General features: G+C 52.5%; 16 protein-coding genes. 12 read left to right on the top strand and 4 right to left on the bottom strand.

Going from position 1 to position 22,451, the window contains the following annotated elements; genetic code table 11:
- Positions 1-420 precede the first annotated feature (420 nt).
- The 4 genes from MK110_13445 (at position 421) to MK110_13430 (ending at position 7,613) form a co-directional block, all read left to right on the top strand.
- On the top strand, positions 421-1,629 hold the full coding sequence (locus MK110_13445) for an undecaprenyl/decaprenyl-phosphate alpha-N-acetylglucosaminyl 1-phosphate transferase (protein ID MCH2212303.1): 1,209 nt from the start codon (positions 421-423) through the stop codon (positions 1,627-1,629).
- 8 nt (positions 1,630-1,637) lie between these two features.
- Complete coding sequence (locus tag MK110_13440; GenBank protein MCH2212302.1) at positions 1,638-3,950, top strand: O-antigen ligase family protein; 2,313 nt, start codon at positions 1,638-1,640, stop codon at positions 3,948-3,950.
- On the top strand, positions 3,947-5,182 hold the full coding sequence (locus MK110_13435; GenBank protein MCH2212301.1) for a DUF1573 domain-containing protein: 1,236 nt from the start codon (positions 3,947-3,949) through the stop codon (positions 5,180-5,182). The genes MK110_13440 and MK110_13435 overlap by 4 nt, the downstream gene beginning before the upstream one ends.
- Positions 5,183-6,035: 853 nt before the next feature.
- Positions 6,036-7,613, top strand: coding sequence for a hypothetical protein (locus tag MK110_13430; protein MCH2212300.1), 1,578 nt, complete (start codon positions 6,036-6,038; stop codon positions 7,611-7,613).
- Positions 7,614-7,868: 255 nt separating this feature from the next.
- Here the strand turns inward: MK110_13430 and MK110_13425 are convergent, their stop codons facing one another.
- Complete coding sequence (locus MK110_13425; protein MCH2212299.1) at positions 7,869-9,302, bottom strand: DUF1501 domain-containing protein; 1,434 nt, start codon at positions 9,300-9,302, stop codon at positions 7,869-7,871.
- A gap of 117 nt (positions 9,303-9,419) precedes the next feature.
- Positions 9,420-12,344, bottom strand: coding sequence for a DUF1549 and DUF1553 domain-containing protein (locus MK110_13420; GenBank protein ID MCH2212298.1), 2,925 nt, complete (start codon positions 12,342-12,344; stop codon positions 9,420-9,422).
- A 117-nt stretch (positions 12,345-12,461) separates the two neighbouring features.
- Here MK110_13420 and MK110_13415 point away from each other — a divergent pair, with 117 nt between their 5' ends.
- The 8 genes from MK110_13415 (at position 12,462) to rpsR (ending at position 20,090) form a co-directional block, all read left to right on the top strand.
- The gene (locus MK110_13415) at positions 12,462-12,878 is read left to right on the top strand and encodes an SMI1/KNR4 family protein (protein MCH2212297.1); all 417 of its coding nucleotides are present in this window, start codon (positions 12,462-12,464) and stop codon (positions 12,876-12,878) included.
- Positions 12,879-12,909: 31 nt separating this feature from the next.
- Entirely contained in the window at positions 12,910-13,203 is a 294-nt protein-coding gene (locus tag MK110_13410) for a DUF971 domain-containing protein (protein MCH2212296.1), read from the top strand.
- 153 nt (positions 13,204-13,356) lie between these two features.
- Positions 13,357-14,442, top strand: coding sequence for a hypothetical protein (locus tag MK110_13405; protein ID MCH2212295.1), 1,086 nt, complete (start codon positions 13,357-13,359; stop codon positions 14,440-14,442).
- Between the two features lie 267 nt (positions 14,443-14,709).
- Positions 14,710-15,945 (top strand): beta-ketoacyl-[acyl-carrier-protein] synthase family protein, encoded by a 1,236-nt coding sequence (locus MK110_13400; GenBank protein ID MCH2212294.1) that lies wholly within the window; start codon positions 14,710-14,712, stop codon positions 15,943-15,945.
- 77 nt (positions 15,946-16,022) lie between these two features.
- Positions 16,023-16,286, top strand: a complete 264-nt coding sequence (locus MK110_13395; protein ID MCH2212293.1) for an acyl carrier protein — start codon at positions 16,023-16,025, stop codon at positions 16,284-16,286.
- A gap of 111 nt (positions 16,287-16,397) precedes the next feature.
- The gene (locus MK110_13390) at positions 16,398-17,804 is read left to right on the top strand and encodes an NAD(P)/FAD-dependent oxidoreductase (GenBank protein MCH2212292.1); all 1,407 of its coding nucleotides are present in this window, start codon (positions 16,398-16,400) and stop codon (positions 17,802-17,804) included.
- Positions 17,805-18,039: 235 nt separating this feature from the next.
- Positions 18,040-19,320 carry an AMP-binding protein gene (locus MK110_13385; protein MCH2212291.1) on the top strand — a complete coding sequence of 427 codons (1,281 nt, stop codon included), beginning with the start codon at positions 18,040-18,042 and terminating at the stop codon, positions 19,318-19,320.
- A 488-nt stretch (positions 19,321-19,808) separates the two neighbouring features.
- Positions 19,809-20,090, top strand: a complete 282-nt coding sequence (gene rpsR, locus MK110_13380) for a 30S ribosomal protein S18 (protein MCH2212290.1) — start codon at positions 19,809-19,811, stop codon at positions 20,088-20,090.
- A 158-nt stretch (positions 20,091-20,248) separates the two neighbouring features.
- Here rpsR and MK110_13375 read toward each other — a convergent pair whose 3' ends face one another.
- Together MK110_13375 and MK110_13370 are read right to left on the bottom strand one after the other, a co-directional pair.
- Entirely contained in the window at positions 20,249-20,587 is a 339-nt protein-coding gene (locus MK110_13375) for a P-II family nitrogen regulator (protein ID MCH2212289.1), read from the bottom strand.
- Between the two features lie 201 nt (positions 20,588-20,788).
- Positions 20,789-22,162, bottom strand: a complete 1,374-nt coding sequence (locus MK110_13370) for an ammonium transporter (GenBank protein MCH2212288.1) — start codon at positions 22,160-22,162, stop codon at positions 20,789-20,791.
- Positions 22,163-22,451 lie beyond the last annotated feature (289 nt).

The raw sequence follows: 22,451 nt of genomic DNA, 5'->3' as shown, positions 1-22,451 counted from the left end.
CAAAAAAAAGAGCATTGCCTTAAGATGCTGATATCATAACACTTACGAAACATAACCACCAGAAATCATGCGGAGATGTCCACTGCCAAAACTACAAACTGGTTATGAAACGATACCAGAATTGCCATCATCCAGTGAACAAACGAACACCTTTGCATTGAAGTAATTTCCAACTGCAATTGTGGTCCGGCAGCAAAACTGCAAAAGACCAACCAAATCCACCGTCACGCGCAAACTTGTCACCGTAGATTGAGTCACACCGGTCAAAGTCCAATTTCACGCAGAATCCTCCTGATGCAGGTCTGTTCCGGTGCCGGAATTAAACTCCAAGTAACTTATTCCTGTTCTGCGAATAAAATCAGATCGGCGTTGCGGTGAGGCGTCTCAGTGGCGTCCCGTTGCCACCTGGCGAATTGCAAAATGGAAGTGTTAAGTTTCCTGACAGCATGTTTGATTGCTGCATTTTTTCCCAGCTGTTTTTGCGTTCCACTGATCCGTGCGCTCGCACCTCGAATGGGCCTCGTCGACCAGCCTGGACGCCGCAAAGTTCATCAACATCCCACACCACTGGGCGGTGGTATTGCGTTGGCAATCGGGATTGCGGCACCAATGTTCGCGTTGTACCTGGCACCGGCACAGGTTGTTCGCATTTCGTCAGGCTTCCAAACACTTTTGTCAACACTGGACGACAATCCGACACTGTCTCACCAAATGACAGCGATTGTCGCCGGCGGAACAATACTGTTTCTGGTGGGGCTGGCTGATGACCGATGGAATATTCCGTGGCAATTCCGTTTGCTGACTCAGTTGGGTGTTGCAACCAGCGTCACCGCAGCCGGTATTCAGGCAACAGTATTTGTCACACAACCCTGGATCGGATTCGCAGTGACCGTTCTGTGGATTGTGGTTCTCACTAATGCTCTCAATTTCCTGGACAACATGGATGCGTTATCAGCCGGAATCAGTCTGATAGCCTGTATGGTGTTTGCCGGAATTCTGCTCACTCTGGTCCCGACTCCACACTGGGTTGTGGCTTTTGGCCTGTTGATCACATCCGGAGCACTTGGTGGTTTTCTGGTTTGGAATCGACCTCCGGCATCAATATTCATGGGAGATTCAGGCAGCAATCTGATCGGATTTCTTCTGGCAACACTAACCGTATCCGGTACGTTTTATGAGACCTCCGGAAGTCGCCACGTCATCCTTGCACCACTGTGTGTTCTGGCCATACCACTGTATGACTTCTGCACTGTAATCCTGATTCGGCTGCGTCATGGCCGCAGTCCGTTTCATGGCGACAAGAGTCATTTTTCACACCGTCTGGTTGACGTTGGACTGAAACCGGCTCACGCGGTGCTCACAATTCACCTGGCAACACTGATGACAGGTCTTGGCGGATTATTGCTGTATAAGATAAAGGACTGGACCGGTGCGTTCATGGTAATCGCTCTGATCTTCTGTGTACTTTCTGTAGTCGCAATTCTGGAAACCGCCGGACGAAGGTCTGCCAAAAGACACCGGGAGGCGATGGCATCCCGGTCAGTAGATTTAAATCCAACATCCGGACAGGTGTCAATGTGTGAGACTGCGAACACGTCATCTGCTCCACAAGACAGTTCTGTAAACTGAACCGGCTGATGATCCGTACCACAGCAAAAATGAAGAGAACAGGCCGGTCGGTTGCGGATTCGTTCTCAACAGAACCCGTCGGACAGTTTGCAGTTCTGGCATCATTGCTGGCCTGTGAATTTCACTGGCCGTCGCTGGCTGCAATTGAAGGTGATGGGCTGCATCTGTCTTTTTTGTGGCTTGCCGCAGTTACCGCAATCCTGCAGTGGAAACATTGGCAGAATTCGGACTCTCCGCTCGATTCGGGAACCGGGGCCTCAGGACCATCATGGAGATTCCGGGTCACGCCTGGTGGCCTTGTGACTTGCGGCTTAATGGTTCTTACTGTCAGTATCTGGCTTTCAACGTGGAATGTCTTTCGGGTTTCAGGGGACCGACGTGCCGCGATTAATCTGGCAATTGCGTGGACCGCGATTGCTGCCTGTGGCTGGCTGTGCCGTCTGCTGGCGTCGCGTCAGACCGTTCGGCAAACACTGGTCAGTCTGATCGCCGGCCTGGCTTGCGGACTGGCCGTGTTCGGTATCTGGCAAAGTCATGTCTTCTACGCTCGTGAAGCAGAGTCATATCTCGAGAAACGCAGGCTTCTTGACAGCGAAACCAATCCGCTGGAAGCAGCGAGGATCCGGCAGGAGTTCGCAAGTGCAGGAATTCTGGATGGCCCAGGACGTGACTTGTTCGAAGAACGGCTTTTGAACAGTACAGAACCGTTCGGTCCGTTCGCGCTCACAAATACACTGGCAGGAGTTCTCGCAGTCGGACTGGTGCTGCTGAGTGGCGGACTGATATCCGAATGGCGGGTCCCTCAACATGACTGGAAGAAACTGGCAATCCCGATTCTGGCACTCATTGTGGTCGGCTGGTGCCTCATTCTGACGAAAAGCCGAACAGCCTGGGTAGGAACCGGTGTTGGAATCATTCTGCTGCTGAGCAGAAGTAATCGTCAGTCAGACACATCTCCGTCCAGACTGTGGTCGATTTTTAGAATCATTCTGACGATCGCGGTTCCGGCAACACTGCTGTTTTTCGCCGGGATCCTGTCCGGCGTCATCGACCGTGAGGTTTTGTCTGAGTCACCACGATCTTTACAGTTTCGCCTGCTGTACTGGATTGGAACTGTCGGTGTCATCGGTGAAGAACCGCTGTTTGGAGCGGGACCGGGGAACTTTCGGCAGCTGTATCTGACACACAAGCCTGTGCAGTCAAGCGAGTCAATTATGGATCCTCACAATTTCCTGCTGGACGCATGGTGCTTCGCAGGAATTGTGGGGTTTGCGGGAATGCTGCTGATCGTTGCAGGTATCGCTCGCTCTATTCGGTCAGTCCCCCCGGACCGCGGCACAACAGTACAATCCAACATCTTACCAGTCGTCCCGGGAATCATCGGTTGCCTTTTCCTGCATTTTGGATGGCACTGGCTGACGGGGGGTGCATTCGGGTATCCGGAAGCAATGAGCGCCACTGCGATTCTGCTGGCCGCAGTTGTCGGGGCTGCGGCTGGCAAGCTCCCGTGGAATCCACTGGGACCCGCGGCAGGATGTATTACATTGCTTGTGCATCTACTGGGAGCAGGCGGACTTCAGATCACCACACTGTGGTTTCTTCTGATCGCACTGGCCATGGTCGCGGCGCCGGCGTCACAACACAAGCATGACTCTTCTCCGGTACGCCGTCCCGGGTTGAGTCCGTTCCTTGAGTCCGTGATTTGGGCAGCCGCTGCGGCCGCTACACTGATTTGGGGACTCATGCCCGTCCACTCAGCACGGGTTCAGTTCAGCACCGGTCAGCTGCGATTCAGGACCGGGGACAACGGCGGTGCTCAGCACGCATTTGAACTGGCCGCGGCTGCCGACCCCTGGTCCCCGATCATTCGCCAACACATTGTAAGGACTGCAGCGTATTCACTTATGCGGCAAGACCCACAGCAAACTGCGGGGAAAGCCGGCATCCCGGACAGTAAGATAAATACGATTGAATCGGCGTGCGCCAACTACATCGCGAGCGATAAACGCCGAATTGATGCGAGGCTCACACGAGCCCTGGTGTATCATCAGGTCTATCAGCTCACCGGTCAGCATGAATACATTGAACACAGTCTTGACGATTTCAGACAGGTGGTTGCGTGGCATCCCACAAATGCTGCGTTCCGAGTACAACTGGCCCTTCTGGAAGAGGCTGCAGGACAGATTTCCGCAGCCTGTGCAACTGCCGGAAGGGCCAAGGATATCGAATCAGTAAATCGGGCATGGGGGCACAGTGACCAATACCTCTCGGTCGAAGACATCAGAAACATGAACCGAATTATTAGTGGTGTAATACAATGAGCAGCATGGCAAGACAAACTCTGCGACAGCAAACGGTAGACCTCTGGAAACCGAGTTCCTGTCTGATCGGAATTGTGATTCTGCTGTCCGGATGCGAGGATCCAGGTGGTCCCCAAAGCACCAGTGACTTAATCCGGACTGTCGATCATGGAGACCATACTGACGAAGCTGAAAATCACACCGGTACGGAAGTTAGTCCTCCGCCAAAAGTGTCGCCGACCGGTCCCTGGCCGAAAGCGGTATCAGCAGTACAAATGTACGATTTTGGACGTATGCGGCTCCACGCACCCGATAAAAATCATGAATTCACCATTTCCAACGAAGGAGAGGCTCCGCTGGAACTGACAACCGGAGACACCACATGTCAGTGCACCAGCTTTTCAATCGATCGAAATCACGTTCCACCTGGCGAATCTGCAACCGTCACAGTTCAGTGGAAAGCTGAAAGAGAAGACGCTGCATTCCGTCACGCTGCCAAGGTCCAAACCAATGACCCCGACAATACCGAACTCATATACCTTATCACAGGAATCGTAGAGACATCGATCATCACGAAACCGGCTGGTGCATGGTCCGCAGGAAATCTCAACGGAACTACACCTGGAGTTATTAAGACAACCATGTTTTCGCGGATCATTCCGGACTTGACCATCGAGTCCATTTCAACCGATTCAGAGTTCACTACGGTCGAATACGTCCCAATGACAGAATCAGATCTTAGACTGAATCAGGCCCTCAGCGGCTGGAACTTCAACCTGACCATCCAACCTGATTTCCCTGTTGGCAAGCTGGAAGACATCCTGACAGTGGCATTCCATGACAGTAAAGCAGACGACGTTCAGGTACCTGTACACGCACGACGTCTGGGCAATATCCGAATCAGCCCCATGCGGGGAACTCGATTTAGTGATCGGACACGACTCATCAGCCTCGGACAGTTTCCAGCTTCCAGGGGGCACGAATCCAGTCTGATGTTGATTGTGAATCAGGATAATTTCGATGAAGAACTCAAGATTCTCGAAGTCGAGTCGGACCCAAACTTCCTTAAAGTGGCCCTTGAGCCGATGGGAAAACCAAATGGAAACGTGGCTCGATACCGCATGAACATCTCCGTTGCACCCATTGGCCTGAGCTCCAAACGCTCCAGCTCAGATCCAGGAAGCATTCGCATCGTTACCAACCATCCGATGGAAACGGAAATTGTCATTCGTGCGACATTCAACGCATTTTGACATTGCAACATCAAAGATGAGTACTGTGGAGATACCACACCCTCCCGGTTCTCCCCGTCAGACAGTAAGACATTTGTTGGTGACCGTATGTTTTACAGTGGATTTTTTGACAGACTGAGAGCGATAGGACACAAGACACTGAATCGGACATCTGTCCGGGCTTTTGTGAAACCGGTACCGGTCTCGGATGAAGCCTGCCTTCCGTTGCCGTTGAACTTTGTTTTTCACCATCTCGTCTGTCTGAACAGATTTCACCAAAACGACGCCCCATGAAAGAACGGTCGGAAAGGCAGCTGCGAATTCCCGCATGTCCCTTCCCGCTGCGGGACCAACTGCACCTTTTTTTCGGCACTTCTGCATCCGAAAATCGTGAGGACACGGCCAAATGAAACACAGCTGCTGAACATCTCCGCCGGAAAGATCAAACAACTGCCGCAAACATTCTTCCTGGTCCCTCCAAAACTGTTCATGGTCACAAAGTCGTCCGCTCCGAAAATCACAATAAAGAATCCCGCAATCACAGTGTCCATCAGCGGATAAATGAGTCTTCGCCGCCAGGGGCGGTGTGTTCATTAAACGGTTCCTGAACGGAACCGACGCAACTGTGATCTGCGTCGTCTTCAATCTGACTGAACGAATGGATGTTCAACTGTAATCTTGCAACACTTTAAATGTCATGTCCCTCATCGTTACCAACAGCCTGTAATGACAGATTCGCTCCGCAGACGGACCCTGCGGTCACCCCATCGATTATTTCCCGATCTTTACAGACAGAGTTAAAAAATGTCATGATCACCTCCGGTGAATCGATTCCTGCTTAAAACATAAAGCTCCTGCTCCGGAGACTGCTGACGTGCGAAATTTGTCGCTGACTATTATTGGAATCATCCTGACAGGATCTCTGTTCTGGCTGGCCATTCAAATGTCCGGCAAGCCAGGTCCCGCGGCAGACACAGCACTGAATGATCCATCCGAGCCTACACAGCAGGCTGCCCCTAATTCCGACGTCGTACCGATATGGAATAAATGGCCTAAACCTCAGGCGGCCCTGATGATCACTGGTGAACAGCATGGTTTTTTCGAACCGTGTGGCTGCACGTCAAACCAACTGGGCGGCATGTCACGACGGGCCGACCTTTGGCATAAACTCAGAAACGCCGGCTGGGATATTCGAGGTGTCGATTTGGGAGGGCTTTCCCGGCGTACAGTTCGTCAATCGCAGATCAAGTACGAAACATCGATGCAGGCACTCAAAGATCTTCAGTATGTCGCGGTCGGATTGGGTCCGGAGGATCTCCGGCTGCAACCCGACTTTCTCATCACCCAGGACGCGTCGGATGACACTGACGCGGCACTGCGACTGGTTAGCGCCAACCTGCTGTTTTACGACTCCCCGGAAATCGGCACTCCGGTTCAGTCGCGTGTCGTACAAATCGGTGAACGAAGGATCGGCATCACGAGCATCATCAGCAAATCCACGATCGAATCCGTGGTCGCCGAAGGAGCCGGTTCCGACATCACCTGGAGCGACCCTGATCCGTCCATTGAAAACATCCTGCGTGATTTCGAATCGCGGAATGTGGACTGTCGAATTCTGCTGTCTCACAGTCACCTGGAGGACTCCCGGGCGTTGGCGATCCGTTACCCGCAATTCGATGCGGTCGTTGTCGGACAGGGATTCAGCGATCCTGACCCGACTGCCGACACAGAGATAATTGGCGAGACCCTGTTTTTGCAGGTAGGTCACAAGGGGAAATACGTCGGCATTCTTGGCCTTTATCCCGCAAACGAAGAAACACCGATTCGCTTCCAGCTGATTCCCCTGGAACGCAGCGAGTTTGCTGATTCACCGGAGATGATCGTCCACATGCGCAACTATCAGCAAAGACTGCGTGATGAACAAATCGTCCTGACAGATGGGGTTATCGGACACCCGGGTGGCGCGTCATTTGTCGGAGCGACCAAATGCGGTGAGTGTCACACAGAAGCTTACGAGATTTGGAAAAAAACACCGCATGCTCATGCGTTCGAGAGTCTTGATCCGACGAATGAACGTAAAGGATACGAACGTCTGAATGGTGTCAGTCGGACACATGACCCGGAGTGCCTCAGTTGTCATGTCACCGGCTGGGACCCACAGGAATATATTCGCTATCGGAGCGGATTTCTGAACAGCGAGTTTGCCGAAACCAAAGAAGACGAACAACTACAAATACTGCTCGCCGGCAACCAGTGTGAGAACTGTCACGGTCCCGGCAGCAGACATATTGAGTTACTCGACAGCGGCAACCTGGAGCTGGCTCGCAGAGAGGTTAAGGTGACCTACGAGCAGGCTGAGTCAATGTGCTACAGTTGCCATGATACCGACAACAGTCCCAACTTCGACTTTGAGGAATACTGGCCTGATGTAGAACACTACGGATTAGAATAAATCGGAACGATTGTTTCTGCGGCCGCGGGAAGGGACCGTTTCCGACAGACCTGAGAAGCAAACCACAGGGGGTCGTGCATCAGGCTCTCCGAAAAAGAACGTGCCACGCTGCGGACGTCACTGAAATGCTCCGACGGAAATGGTAAGAATGAAACGGGACCGCAGTTCATTTCACCTGAACAGACATCCTGCCTGAGCTGAACGAATTCTGCGGAAGAAAAAAAACAGACAGTGTCGGTCGTTTCACACCCTGTGTTACGCGATGATATCGTCCAGTACGTATCCCCCAATGTCCGTCAACTGACGCAGGCGACCTGCGTGATGATAACGCAGCTCATCGTCGTGCAGGCCCATCAGATTCAGAATGGTGGCATGAACATCGCGAATCGGAATACTCTCATCAGCAACAGACCGCAGTCCAAATTCGTCGGTTTCTCCTGCGGAAGAGCCACCCCTGACATTTCCGCCGGCCATCCACATCACAAGATTCCAGGAATTATGTTCTCGACCAGGTTTCTTTCCCATTGAACCGTTCTTGAAGGGTGTACGTCCCATTTCCGACGCCCACACAACCAAAGTGTCTTCCAGCAGGCCCCGCTCGTACAGATCGGTGAGCAGTGCCGCAACGGGCTGATCAACTTCACGAGAGTGCCTTACCATGCGACCCTGCACGTCCCCGTGATCATCCCAGCTGTGTTTGCCAATTTGTACTCCATGCACCAGAAGCGTATACCGCACACCACTCTCGACAAGACGTCGTGCAAGCAGACACTGGCGTCCAAATCGGGCGGTCACCGGATCATCAAGCCCGTAAAGCTGATGTGTCGCCGATGTCTCGCCTGAGATATCAACAAGTTCGGGTGCCTCAGTCTGCATTCGAAACGCAAGCTCATAGGCATTGATGCGAGCAGCAAGTTCCGTGTCATCAGCACGTCGTGAAAGGTGGCGGTTATTGAGCTCTCCCAATACGTCAAATTCACTGCGTTGCTGATGGGCTGAGATCCCCTCAGCGCGGGCGAGGTTCAGAATAGGTGTTCCTTCCGAACGCAGCAGAGTCCCCTGGTAGCTGGCCGGAAGGTAACCATTTGCCCAGACAGCTGCACCATTGACAGGAGCTCCGCGCGGATCCTGGACGACAACATACCCGGGCATATCGCGATTTTCCGATCCCAGTCCGTAGGTGACCCATGACCCCACTGACGGACTGCCAGGAAACTGGCTTCCTGTTGTCACATGCAGTGTCGACGGTCCATGATTCTGATTGTCGGTCTTAATTCCCCGGATCATGGCCAACTTGTCCGCGTGTCCTGACAAATGCGGATACAATTCGGAAAACCAGTGCCCTGACTGACCATATTTCCGGAATTTAAAGGGACTGCCGATCGTGACATGAGGAAATGTCAGTCGTCCCTGAAGCTCACCGGAAATGCTTGGTATTCGCGGCAGCGGTTTGCCATGGTACTCATTCAGCACGGGCTTGTATTCGAATGAATCCATCTGACTCACGCCTCCCTGCATAAACAGAAAGATGCAGTGTTTCGCTTTGCGCGGCAGATGTTGATCCCGCACAGCCAAAGGATTTACCGCCGCAGACTCCGCCCCTGGACTGTTCACCATCAGGTCACTCAGCGCCAGTGCACCGATGCCGTTGAAGGTCGTGTTGAGAAAATGCTGTCGAGTAATGGGCATTGGACGTGTTTCTGCAGTTGCACACTCCGGTTCGCTTTGGGAGTGATGGCAGGTTTTCGGATTGACCTGAGATTCCTGACGACTCCGGGACGTGCGTCCCAAACTGTTCACTCGATATCAATCCACAAATATAAATTCATTGCTGTTCATCAGCACTCGACACACAGATTCCAGACCACTGTTCGCTGACGTGAACAACGGTGCCATACTTGCCTGTTCATGCTCTGTGGGCGGCCTCCCCAGTGCGATCTGACAGGCTTGTACGATCTGTTCAGCCTGACTCGCATCAGCCCCGGACGCTAATCGCACACGTTGGGCAAAGTACTTTGCTTCTTCATTGACCAGGCGTCCGTTGTACATAGCGAGTGCCTGCAGAGGAGTCACAGAATACCTTCGTCGCGGTCGTGACTCATCACAGACCAGAGCATCAAATACCTGCATGAACGGCATCGTCAGTGTTCGCTGTTGATAAATGTAGATGCTGCGTTTCCGGCCTTCGGGTCCGGTTTGCGTGTCCCATTTGTTTTTTGAATACTTAACACGCTGCTCGATATCGTCCGGAAGCGGCGGAAAAACGGGGAGTCCGTACTGTTCCGGATTAAGGCGACCACTCACCGTCAGAATCGCATCACGAATTGTTTCGGCGTCCAGACGCTGTCTTCGATGTCGCCAAAGCAGAGTATTGTTCGGGTCGATCTCTGATGCTCTTGGATCAACTCGAATGGATGTCTGCCGCCAGGTCGCAGACGTGAGGATCAGTCGGTGGATCGACTTAATGCTCCATTTATTCTGCAGGAACCGGCCTGACAGCCAGTCAAGTAACTCCTGATGGGACGGGCCGCCACTGAGTTGGCCGAAGTCACTGGGAGTAGAAACAATTCCACGACCAAAATGCCAGTGCCAAAGACGATTAACCAGGACACGTGCCGTCATGGGGTTATCCTCACCGGCTATCCATTCAGCCAGTGCGATTCGTCGACTGCGGGTCGGCCAGCGTTTGAAGGGATCCAGTCGAATGTCGGCCGGGTCTTCGTTTCCCGTGATACAGCTCAAAAAACCCGGTTCTACAACTTCACCAGGATTATCGTATTCCCCGCGAATCATAACCCTCGAAACAGGCACTCCCGGTTCAAACGGAGGGCCAAAAGAATGCCGCAGTGACATGGCAACAGGATCCAGTCGTTTGATCTGCTGCCCAAGCATCCGTTCACGATCACTGAGCCATAACAGGAGTTTTCGCTCCTCCACAGACACCACACTGTTATCCGTTTTTTCCAGCGCGGACTCCAGATCTTTGCTTCCGGATGCTCCCGGGTTCACAAAGGTACTGATAAATTCTCCATGACCACCAACGGATAATCCATATCCTTCAGCGGAATGCTCAGCCGAATAAACCACAACGATTGAACCCTGCTGGTCATCGGCAAACGGGGCAGCGGTCAGTGTTGCTGCCAAAAAATCGTCTTCAAATCGAATGCCGGCAACCTGACCGGAATCGGATGTGATTCTGCTGACGACCGGCTGTCGGTCCGGATTGTTCTGTACAAGCGTTATGTTGCTGACACGGTCGGTCCATTCGACCACCGGGCTTCCCGCCGGCGGGTTATCGGAACCGGGATCGGCATCAAGATCGCTTGCATCGAACCAGACACGAAGGCCGTTTTTCGGCAGACCGGCGGCAGCCTGAGAACTTCCGGCCTTCAGCCACTGCCCAAGTTGATTTCGTTCCACCTCACTCAGCGGATGATCGTAAATCAGGATCTGGGCGAAGTCACCGTGATAGGGATTGTCTGCCGCAATTGACCGGGTTCCCCCAGAATACTGGCCAAGCGTCATCGACTCTGATGCAGAAAGATCTCCGAACCACAAACCGCGGTTTGATCCGCTCACAACGCCCGGATCAGATTCGGCAAGACTGTCCGTTAAAAACGTCCAGGATTCCCCGTCGCAGTTTGCGACCGAACAATGCAGCTTTCCATCGTTTACAGAAGATCGCGTGTAGACGTAATCATTTCCGTGCTCCTGGCCCACAGTCTGTAAACCAAATCCTGATCTAAAATTCAGACGTGTGGTAAGTTCAGCACGCAGTTGTTCCAGTTGATGTGCTGACTCTTTGATTTCACGTTCGAATCTGCTTCTTCGCCGGTCGGCCCAGTCCTTTTCGCCATCACGATAGAATGCGGCAGGTATGGAACCACCAATCTGATAAATATCTCCGGGTTCGGGGGGCGGCATGGAAACCGTCGCAAAGAACGCCTTCATTCGGTAGAAGTCTTTGGTGGAAATCTCATCATGTTTGTGATCGTGACATTTGGCACACCCGACCGTAAGTCCCAGAAAAACCGATCCGACAGTCGACGTAATTTCACTCAGCATTTCGTGTCGTGTCTCATCGCCACGTGGTTCGGTAAAGGGAGCCAGCCGTAAGAAGGTGAGTGCCACTGTTCGATCCGGCAGGACCGCCGGCAGCTCGCCGGCCCCCATAACTTCATGGATTTCATCTCCGGCAATCTGTTCCCTCACAAATTCGTCATACGGCTTGTCGGTGTTAAATGCATCGATAACGTAGTCACGGTATCTCCACACGTGAGGCAGATCAGGATCACCCTCGTATCCGGCCGTATCCGCATAACGTGCAAGGTCCAGCCAGAGGCGTCCCCAGCGTTCTCCGTAGCGAGGATCATCGAGCAACCGGTTCACTAAAGATTCCCAGCGATCCTCAGACGAATCCTCCAGATACCGTCGGATGTCATCGGGACTGGGTGGAAGTCCGATCAGATCAAAGTACAACCGCCGAACAAGGACGGCATCCTCTGCAGTTCGGGCCGGCTGCAGTCCCTGTTCAGTAAGCTTCCGGAGAACGAACGCATCGATTCCGTTGCAACCCCAGTCGGAATCAACGGTCGGTGGCTGGGAAGCATTCAGTGGACAGTACGGCCATTCGGCGCCAGCAGCGGAGAGTCCACAACAAACCCACACCCAGCAAACGAAATCAGGTTTCAGCCCGCAAAGTCTGCCCGTACAGGTTCGGATAATACTCATAAGGTTCAGTATAGCAATTTATTGGGCAGGTGCACAAATTTGCGTTCATATGACGTTCACTGCACGTCATTCAGACTTTAATCGTCCTCATTCAGCAGTCGGGATACCATTGAAAACATGTCAGAAACATTCAGTGAGATTCAGGAACTGACCGGACTCCCCCTGCGGAAAGACTACAAACAACTACTCGACAAATTTCCTCCGCAACTGCTCAACATTAATCGTGCCGATGATGGTACGGAAAGGGAAGGTCTTGTCAGTTCGGTTGAGTTGTTGAGTGACTCTGCCGACGTACTGGACATCAATAATGAAGTTCGGTCGGAATCAGTCATGCATCCGGATGGCACTGATTTTCAGTGGCCCGACCAGGTACTGGTGATCGGTGAAAACGGAGAAGGTGATTATTACTGCATTGATTTAACCGGCAAATATCCGGGTGTACTCTTTTTTGACCATCAACTGGTCGAATACGAAGAAATCACAGAGTCCCTGGAAGAATACGTAGAACTGCTGCTGGAATCATTTCCTGCTTGAAATCACATGGTGCGGAGGAAACACTCCGGTGATGAAGACACCTCAAAACATTCGTGTTCATCGTGACGCCGCTGTTCTTGAAATCGTTTGGGATGAAAATGACGTCTCCCGACTGCCGTTTCGCCTGCTGCGACAAAGCTGCCGCTGTGCAATGTGCATAGATGAATTCACGGGGGTTCAGATTCTCGATCCCGACAGTGTCGCCAACGACATCCAGCTGAATGATGTTTCATTGACCGGAAATTATGCACTGAAATTTGTCTGGTCGGACAAACACGACTCCGGGCTGTATACGTGGCCCCATTTACACAGTCTGCAATCGTAACTCGATCCTTTACCTCACGATTCGCTTAGTACATTCGAACGTCTTTTCTGAGTTGTCCGTTTACCAGCCCCGGCTGTCGGCATCTCTGCCAGTTCATGATTCTGCAACAGTCATACCGGCTCAATAACACCCTTACCGAAAGAAAGTGAATTCATGTCAAAATCTGCAGTCCCCGACACGCGGCGAATGTTTCTGAGCGCCAGTGTGACTGCTGCAATGAGCATGGCCGGAACACCACAGGTCCTGATGGCCCGACGTACGACCAACGAAGTGATCGTGGGTGAGGGTGAATATCGCTACCGTGTCAAACATGCATGGCCGCAACTCCCTGACCGATACAACTGGCAGACAACACACAATGTGGCGGTCGACACTGAAGCGAATCTGTATGTGATCCATGAAGGAAGAGTAGACCAGCCGGATCATCCGTCGATATTTGTTTTCGACAGTGAAGGCAGATTCATACGGGCATTTGGCAGTCGATTTCAGGGAGGTGGACACGGACTGGAAGTGCGCAAAGAGGGCAGCGAAGAATTTCTGTACGTCACCGGATATCAGCAGGTCAAAGCGTTTTCAAAAATGACACTGACCGGCGAAATCGTCTGGGAAAAATATGCCCCCATGGAATCAGGCGTTTATGCTGCGAACGAAGACACAGACCGGCAGAAGATATGGGGACGCGATCGCTTTATGCCAACCAATTTCGCGTTTGCCGACGACGGCGGGTTCTGGCTGGCTGACGGCTATGGATCCTTTCAAATTCACCGCTACGACAAAGATGCCAACTGGCTCAGCTGTTTTGGCGGGCCAGGTGAAGGAAAGGGCACCTTCAATACCGCCCATGGTCTGTGGCTGGATAATCGCAAAGGTCGGGCGGCTGAAATTGTGGTTACCGATCGTGCTCACGGCACGTTGCAGACATTCACCCAGGAAGGCCGCTACAAGCAGACATATGAGGGATATGGCCTGCCTGCCAATATTGACACCTGGAAAAACCTAATGCTGGTCCCTGAACTGAAAGCGCGAGTCACTCTGCTCAACGAAAACAATCAGGTGGTTGCTCACCTGGGAGCAGCAGTGGAGCGTATCAGCGAAATTGACAATCTTCGCGTTAAACCTGACCGGTGGCTCAACGGTCAGTTCATCCATCCTCACGACGCATGCTTCGATTCCGAAGGGAATATCTTCGTAGCAGAATGGGTCGGAAGCGGCCGAGTGTCCAAACTGTCGCGAGTCTGACGATCACGCGGCAGCGGACACCATCCAAAATCTTCCGATCCCGTTGCTGCATGAAATGACCAATAGCTGCCGGCGCAGCGTCCCCGACACTGTTCTGACCGCTGAAACCGGTAATGAGGTGCGTCGTCTGCCTGCTCCATCCGGCAGAATGCCCTATGAACTGAACCACCGGAACCTTGCCACTGTTGCGTCACACGGGTAATCTGCGGCGCACCGTAACTGGCCGTTCACTGAACCGCCCCGCCACTCTCAGTCCGAGACTGTCCTGTGCCCGTCAACGATCGTATTGTCATCACTGGAATTGGGCTCACCGCTCCCAATGGAAACAGCCTGAACGAATTTCGGCACAACCTGCTGAAGGGACAGTCGGGCGTCGTGAACTACGAAACCCGATACATGCCGCCGGTTCTGGCGGGTGTGTGTAACTTCGATGAACTGCGCTACCAGTCGCGCAGAGAAGTCCGTCGTGGCACGCGGGCAGGATCTGTAGCGATTTACTGCTCCAATGAAGCCGTCAGACATGCTGAACTGGACTGGGACAGTGTCGAGAAATGCCGCGTCGGCGTGTATCTTGGCATTACGGAACACGGCAACGTGGAAACCGAAAACGAGATCCATGAAATCTCTCAGTTCGAGTATGACACTAAAGTCTGGTCCCACCACCATAATCCGCGTACAGTGGCCAACAACCCGGCCGGTGAGGTCACTCTCAACCTCGGCATCACAGGACCTCACCTAACAGTGGGGGCTGCCTGCGCTGCCGGTAACGCGGGCTTCATTCAGGGTCTGCAAATGCTGCGGCTGAACGAAGTTGACATCGCCATTGCCGGCGGTGTTTCAGAGAGCATCCATACTTTCGGCATCTTTGCCAGCTTCCAGAGCCAGGGCGCACTTGCCACTCACGAAGACCCCACACGAGCCAGTCGTCCGTTCGATAACTCCCGCAACGGCATCGTAGTGGCAGAGGGAGGGGGAATCTGCGTTCTGGAACGACTCCCCGATGCCCTGAAACGGGGTGCAACTATCTACGGAGAAATCATTGGTCATGCAATGAATTCCGACGCCAGTGACTTTGTGCTGCCCAATTCTGAGAGACAGGCAGAATGCATGCGGCTGGCACTTTCACGAGCAGGAATCACTCAACATGATGTTGACCTCGTGAGCAGTCATGCCACGGCAACAGAGCAGGGAGATATTGAAGAGGCGACCGCACTCGGGGAGGTGTTCGGCGGAACAAATGCCGTCGTAAACAATACCAAAAGTTTCATCGGACATGCGATGGGCGCCGCAGGGGCTTTGGAGTTACTGGGAAATTTGCCGTCGTTTGACGATGGGAAGGCCCACGCTACAATCAATGTTGACTGTCCCGACCCGAGGTGCAACCTCGATCAACTGGTGGTGAATCAGCCCCGCGATATCGGGAAAGTTCGTAGCATCCTGAACAATTCCTTTGGAATGCTGGGAATCAACTCTGTGTTGATCGTTCAGAAGTACGAAGGATGAACCAGTCCGGAGTTGGCACTTCTGCCTTAACGGGCACATATTTATTTGGCGGTTGACGTTCTTGAGAGGGTCGATTGATGACGGGTGAGGAGATCAGACAGGTCATACTTGATATTCTGGAGCGGATAGCTCCGGATGAAGATCTGTCCGATCTGGATGATGCAGTGGCGTTCCGCGAACAAATGGAACTCGACAGCATGGACTTCCTTGACATCGTAATGGAATTACGAAAAGCCTATCGAATTCAGATCCCGGAAGACGAGTACGAACACCTGACGACTATGGCGACCACTGTCGCCTATCTGGAACCTCGTCTTAAAGACATATCCATGGCGGGGTAGCGGGCGGGCAGATGACTGTGATGTAAAATCAAAGTCATCACCTGCTGTATCAATCATGTGTCACCATTCCCGCCGGACGATCAAAAGATCGACGGGGGTTGCATTCCGCTTATGGACGAATCACCCCAGGAACGTCTGCCGGTTAAATATGATACCGTGATCATTGGTGCAGGAATGTCGGGCCTCTCAGCGGGAGTCCGACTGGCCTATTTTGAAAAAAGCGTCTGCATTCTTGAACGCCACACCACGATCGGCGGGCTCAATTCGTTCTACCGCCTTCGCAACCGCAACTACGATGTTGGTCTTCACGCAATCACAAATTATGCAGAACCGGGAACGAAAGCCGGACCACTCAGCAAGTTGCTCAGACAGTTGAGAATGAGATGGGAAGATTTTGACCTGCGTCCTCAACTGCAGTCAAAAGTCGCATTCCCGGACTGTGTGTTGAATTTCACAAATGATTTCAATTGCCTTCTGACCGATATCGCTGAAGCGTTCCCCAAGCAAATCGACGGGTTTTGCCGTCTGCTGCAAAAAATCAATGAGCATGACGCCCTCGACCTGAATCGCAAGTCCGTTTCGGCACGGCAGGTCCTCAGTGAACATATCAGCGATCCAATGCTCATCGACATGCTCTTCTGTCCGTTGATGTTTTACGGCAGCGCAACACCTCGAGACATGGATTTCAGTCAGTTTGTGATTATGTTTAAGAGTATATTTTACGAAGGTTTTGGACGACCGTTTGATGGCATCCGCCGAATCCTGAAGCAGCTCGTCAGACACTTCAAATCACTTGGCGGCCATCTCAAACTGCGGGCAGGCGTACAGGAAATCGTGCAGCACAATGGCCAGGCCAGTTCCGTCATTCTTGAAGACGGTACTGAGATCAAAGCTAACAACGTACTGTCGTCCGCCGGAGCGGCAGAAACAATGCGAATGGTCGACCCGACACAGTCCGTCAGTCGACCGAGTCCAGGAAACATTTCATTCGTGGAATCAATATCTGTTCTGGACTGTGAGCCGTCGGACCTGGGACATAATGAAACCATCGTTTTCTTTAATGATGCTGATGAATTCCATTATGAACGACCAAATGATCCGGTTGATCTGCGCAGCGGAATCATTTGTTCACCAAACAACTTTGACTACTCCAGGCCTCTGGAAGATGGCAGAGTTCGAATCACAGCACTTGCGGATCCGGACTACTGGATTTCGCTGTCAGAAGAAGACTATCAGCTTCGTAAGATGGAATGGAATGACCGCATCATCCGCACGGCACTGAAACATATCCCCGACTTTCGTGCGCACGTACTCGACACGGATGTATTTACCCCCCGCACAATTCGTCGATTTACCGGGCATGATAACGGCTGTGTTTACGGTGCACCTCGTAAGTTCGTCGATGGTCAGACACCTGTAGACAACCTGTATCTGTGCGGTACCGATCAGGGCTTTCTGGGGATTGTCGGCGCTATGTTGTCGGGCATCACAATCGCCAATCGGTATCTACTTAAGTAGATCACCACATCGCACAAAAAAACAGTTTAGTTTTCCGGTCTGCTGCGTTGCCGGCGGGCCGATGATGTCGTACAGATCAGTTGCTGACAGCACCGTTGAACTAAGCCCGTTTGTATGTGTGGTGGAATCGTCGGAACGTCATCCGAAGGTCTGTTGTTGATCGGTAGACGAATTGACAGTCAGCAACACCGATACAAAACGACGACTTGATCAGCCATTCAAAGAAGGTAACAGAGTGACCACGTCGATCGAGCACATCTGGTGCGACCGGAAGTCAATTCGTGAGATTCAGTCGCGACGACTCCGGGAAATGCTGACGGAGATCATACCTCGTAATCGGTTCTATGACCGGAAATTTACCGGGATTGATATCTCGGACATTGACGGTTTGAAAAACCTGCATCAGTTACCGGTGACATCCAAGCAGGAACTGGTGGACGGACAGGAAGCACAACCACCATACGGGATAAATCTCACCTATCCTCCCAACAGATATTGCCGCCTGCACCAGACATCTGGGACCACAGGACGACCGATGCGCTGGCTGGACACGGCAGCCAGCTGGGATGGAATCATGGAATGCTGGCGACAGATTTATCTTCTGGCAGGTATAACTCCGGACGATCGTTTTTTTTTCCCGTTTTCGTTTGGACCGTTTATTGGTTTCTGGGCGGCATTTGAGGGAGCAGGGCGGATCGGAAATTTTTGTCTGGCCGGTGGAGGAATGACAACCGAAATTCGTCTGAGGGCAATGATTGAAAACGAAGCCACTATTGTCTGCTGCACTCCCACTTATGCTCTGCGAATGGCAGAACTGGCACAACAGAACAACATAGATCTGCATGAGTCTACCGTCCGTATGCTGATTGTGGCCGGAGAGCCGGGTGGAGCCATTCCTGCGACTCGCAGTCGTATCGAACAAGCCTGGAACGCACGAGTCATCGACCACTGGGGAATGACAGAAATCGGTTCCCTGGGAATTGAATCTTTTGATCGGCCCGGCGGGATGTATCTGCTGGAAACAGAAACAATTGCGGAAATTGTCGATCCGCAATCTCTGGAACCAGTGCAGGAAGGCACTACAGGAGAACTGTTGATTACAAATCTTGGTCGAACTGGATCACCATTGATCCGATATCGAACGCGGGACCTGGTGCGTGCATCGACGGCAAAAGATCCTGCCGGTCGTCAACTGCTGTGGCTGGAAGGCGGCATTTTAGGTCGGTCTGACGACATGGTGACAATTCGCGGCAACAACGTGTTTCCATCGAGTGTCGAGGCAGTACTGCGTGAAATCGATGAAGTGGCTGAATTCCGAATCGATGTCCGGACCGTCCGGGCGATGCATGAGTTGCTGGTGACAGTCGAATCGTTTTCAGCCGATTCGGGCGAACTGCAGACTCGTGTCTCGGACGCATTGAGACAGAGGCTGGGATTTGTCTGCGAAGTAAGAATCGTCAGCCCTGGTTCACTGCCCAGATTTGACCTGAAGGCTCGACGTTTCCACCGAGAGTAGAACAAAGCGCACTTCCGAGGACTAACAGATTTTTATGTTCCTGTTCGCAAAACATTCGGTTAACCGCACAGCCTTGCTCAGGCGGGGTGGGTTCTTATTCTGCAACGGACGCACCCGTCGTTGAGCCGGGCTGACGACGGGGAGCGTCTCTGAAATTACCGTTGTCAGGATCAGCAATCGTCCTCATATGAGGCGACAAGCAGTAATCACTGTGAACACCCCGACAGACACCGAGATTCTTCCTGAGATCACATCAAAAATCAGCTTGTGTCACGAAATCCAACTCCACAGATTGTGTTTGCAGTTGTTCGGCTGTGGCTGCAGATTACAATGCCGGACATTGAATCCCCGCAGGCGTTTGTAAAAGACACCTGTCCGACGGGCGGTTAATTGTAACCAAATGTTACATAAGACTTTACGGGGACACACCAGCCCGATCCCGATGCTCTGTCGCTGCAGTGAACCGCTGTGGCAGAATGATTAATCCCATGCCTACAATCTCAAAAGCTGATCTTAAAAAGTTGCGCAGGCGGCGCGCTCGTCTCAAAAAGAAGAAGATGGAGTGCCCGTTTTGTCCGAACGGTGTGGTACCGCGGCCCGTGTATGTCGACTACAAGGACCTGAAGGTACTCCGTTCTCTTATCGATAGGGAGGGCCGTATTTTGCCACGACGTCGTACGGGAACATCAGCCATTTATCAACGTGCCGTACGAACCGCCGTGATGCGTGCTCGGTTTATCGGCCTGCTCCCGTTTGTGGCAGATGAATAACTGATTCATCAACCGGACCAGTACACAGGGCCGACAGCAAAGATCTGTCGGCCCTGTTTGCGTTCGGGTTCCGCCTTGAGGGGACAGGGCCGGAACCCGAGGCCCTGAACCTAACCATACGGTCATTTTGGCACCAACCTCGTCGCCCGGTCCTCAGATCAGATCGCTTCCTGACCGGTTTCCCCGGTCCGGATGCGGACGACCTGTTCCAACGACGACACAAATACCTTTCCGTCACCGATCTGACCGGTCCTTGCTGACTCACAAATGACCTTGATGGTCTCTTCGCATTTGTCATCGTCAACGACGACTTCAACTTTGACCTTGGGCATAAAATCGACGGTGTACTCAGCACCGCGGTAAGTTTCTTTGTGACCGCGCTGTCGTCCGAAGCCCCGGACTTCACTAACAGTCATACCAAGAACTCCAACGGCTGTGAGGGCCGACTTAATGTCCTCGAGCTTGTAATGTCGAACGACAGATTCAATTTTCTTCATGATCAGCTTTCTGCTGGTAGATGCCGGATTTTTGAATGAGTACGAGGCCTGACTTGAAGCGAAACCCGGGCTCTGGTTCCTGCCAGGGATGTCCTGAAACGTATATCAACACTGTGCCACACGACACATAAAAAAAAACGAAGAGAGACCAGTCATACAACTCCGGCCTCTCTTCGTTTCGGGGCCGTTTTTCAGAATGACTCAGTGCATTCGTGTTGGGCTCAGAGCGTAGGCTTCCATCCCGTGCTCACTGATATCCAGCCCGATCTCTTCGTCTTCGAGACTCACACGGATTCCCATCGTCGCTTTCAAGACAGACCCAAGAACCAGACAAAAGACAACAGTAAAGGCACCGATTGACACGATGCCGGTCAGTTGTTTCATGAGCTGGTCGGCACCGGCCATTGCACCGAACAGTCCGACCGCCAGCGTGCCCCAGATGCCACACACCAGGTGGACACTGACTGCCCCCACGGGGTCGTCAATCTTGAGAACGGTGTCAACGAAAAGTACGGCAAAGTAAACCAAGATTCCCGCGATCAACCCGATCAACAGTGAATCCAGACCGGACATCTGATCCGCACCCGCTGTAATACCAACGAGGCCTGCAAGTATGCCGTTGAGTCCCATACTGAGGTCCGGTCTTCCCCCGTGAACCCATGAGGTAATCGCTGCGGCAAGTCCACCGGCAGCAGCCGCAGTTGAAGTTGTAACCAGCACCAGAGAAACCAGTCCGGGATCAGCACTCAGCACCGACCCTCCGTTGAAACCAAACCAGCCAAGCCAAAGCAGAAATACTCCGATGGCTGCCAATGTCAGATTACTTGCGGGTATGGGTCTGGATTTCCCATCTACATATTTTCCTTTTCGCGCACCCAGCAACCATGCCATCACCAAGGCACCCCAGCCTCCAACCGAATGGACCAGTGTTGAACCTGCAAAATCATAGAAACCTCGATCGTCAAGCCAGCCGCCCCCCCATTTCCAGGAACCGGTAACGGGATAACAGATGGATACGAACAAGGTGCTGAACAGAAGAAACGAGGACAGTTTCACTCGACCGGCCACAGCTCCTGAAACAATCGTGGCACACGTCGCAGCAAACATGGCCTGGAAGAAGAAGTCTGTGTAAGCGGTATAGCCTTCATTATAGGCTGGCGATGAGAAGGCCGGGTCACTGGCCTGTGCAGCTCCATTCATCATGAAATCAAAACCGGCAAACCCGAAATACCCGGTGGAGGGATCATCAAAACCAGGGTACATCAGATTAAAGCCCATCAACAGATAGGTCAGAAAACCGATACAGATGATCATGGTATTCTTGAACAGGATGTTGACAGTGTTTTTCGATCGGGTCAGACCGCTTTCAAGAGTGGCAAAACCCAGGTGCATGATGAACACCAGCATTCCCGCAATCATGATCCATAGGTTGTGGACGATGAATTCCACGGGAATTGAAGCTTCTTCTGCCACAGGCTCCGCTGTGGCAGCATCGTCCTGCCCCAACGCTGCTGTTCCGGCCAGCAAAATAAAACACGGCACCACAATGCGGCACCACGAAAAAAGTTTGTTCACGACTGTTGCTCCTGTCTCAGTTGATTTCGCGGAGTGCACATAAGAAGGTCACTCAAACAACGCACAGCGACTGACAAATAACTGGTCGCCGAGATCTGCCTGTGCCAGAATCCAAGGCAACAATCGTGCCAACCAAAATTCACTGGCTTTTTCTTATCACCTCGCGGCCATTCGCCCAATGAACGGGCACTGTGCCCATGAAAACGACAACCGGCTTATCTTTGTGAGATTTGTTCCGGCCGTGCACTTACCTACACTTCGCGGTCTGTGCGAAACTCGGCCTGTGGAC

The sequence above is a fragment of the Fuerstiella sp. genome (genome assembly GCA_022447225.1).
Classification (GTDB): Bacteria; Planctomycetota; Planctomycetia; order Planctomycetales; family Planctomycetaceae; genus S139-18.
This window is presented reverse-complemented; position numbering and strand designations above follow the sequence as displayed.

What these genes read in the sequence shown, in the direction of transcription:
- MK110_13445 (MCH2212303.1), top strand. Translation starts at nt 421, where the DNA reads ATGGAAGTGTTAAGTTTCCTGACAGCATGTTTGATTGCTGCATTTTTT.
- MK110_13440 (MCH2212302.1), top strand. Translation starts at nt 1,638, where the DNA reads ATGATCCGTACCACAGCAAAAATGAAGAGAACAGGCCGGTCGGTTGCG.
- MK110_13435 (MCH2212301.1), top strand. Translation starts at nt 3,947, where the DNA reads ATGAGCAGCATGGCAAGACAAACTCTGCGACAGCAAACGGTAGACCTC.
- MK110_13425 (MCH2212299.1), bottom strand. Translation starts at nt 9,302, where the DNA reads ATGCCCATTACTCGACAGCATTTTCTCAACACGACCTTCAACGGCATC.
- MK110_13420 (MCH2212298.1), bottom strand. Translation starts at nt 12,344, where the DNA reads ATGAGTATTATCCGAACCTGTACGGGCAGACTTTGCGGGCTGAAACCT.
- MK110_13415 (MCH2212297.1), top strand. Translation starts at nt 12,462, where the DNA reads ATGTCAGAAACATTCAGTGAGATTCAGGAACTGACCGGACTCCCCCTG.
- MK110_13410 (MCH2212296.1), top strand. Translation starts at nt 12,910, where the DNA reads ATGAAGACACCTCAAAACATTCGTGTTCATCGTGACGCCGCTGTTCTT.
- MK110_13405 (MCH2212295.1), top strand. Translation starts at nt 13,357, where the DNA reads ATGTCAAAATCTGCAGTCCCCGACACGCGGCGAATGTTTCTGAGCGCC.
- MK110_13395 (MCH2212293.1), top strand. Translation starts at nt 16,023, where the DNA reads ATGACGGGTGAGGAGATCAGACAGGTCATACTTGATATTCTGGAGCGG.
- MK110_13390 (MCH2212292.1), top strand. Translation starts at nt 16,398, where the DNA reads ATGGACGAATCACCCCAGGAACGTCTGCCGGTTAAATATGATACCGTG.
- rpsR (MCH2212290.1), top strand. Translation starts at nt 19,809, where the DNA reads ATGCCTACAATCTCAAAAGCTGATCTTAAAAAGTTGCGCAGGCGGCGC.
- MK110_13375 (MCH2212289.1), bottom strand. Translation starts at nt 20,587, where the DNA reads ATGAAGAAAATTGAATCTGTCGTTCGACATTACAAGCTCGAGGACATT.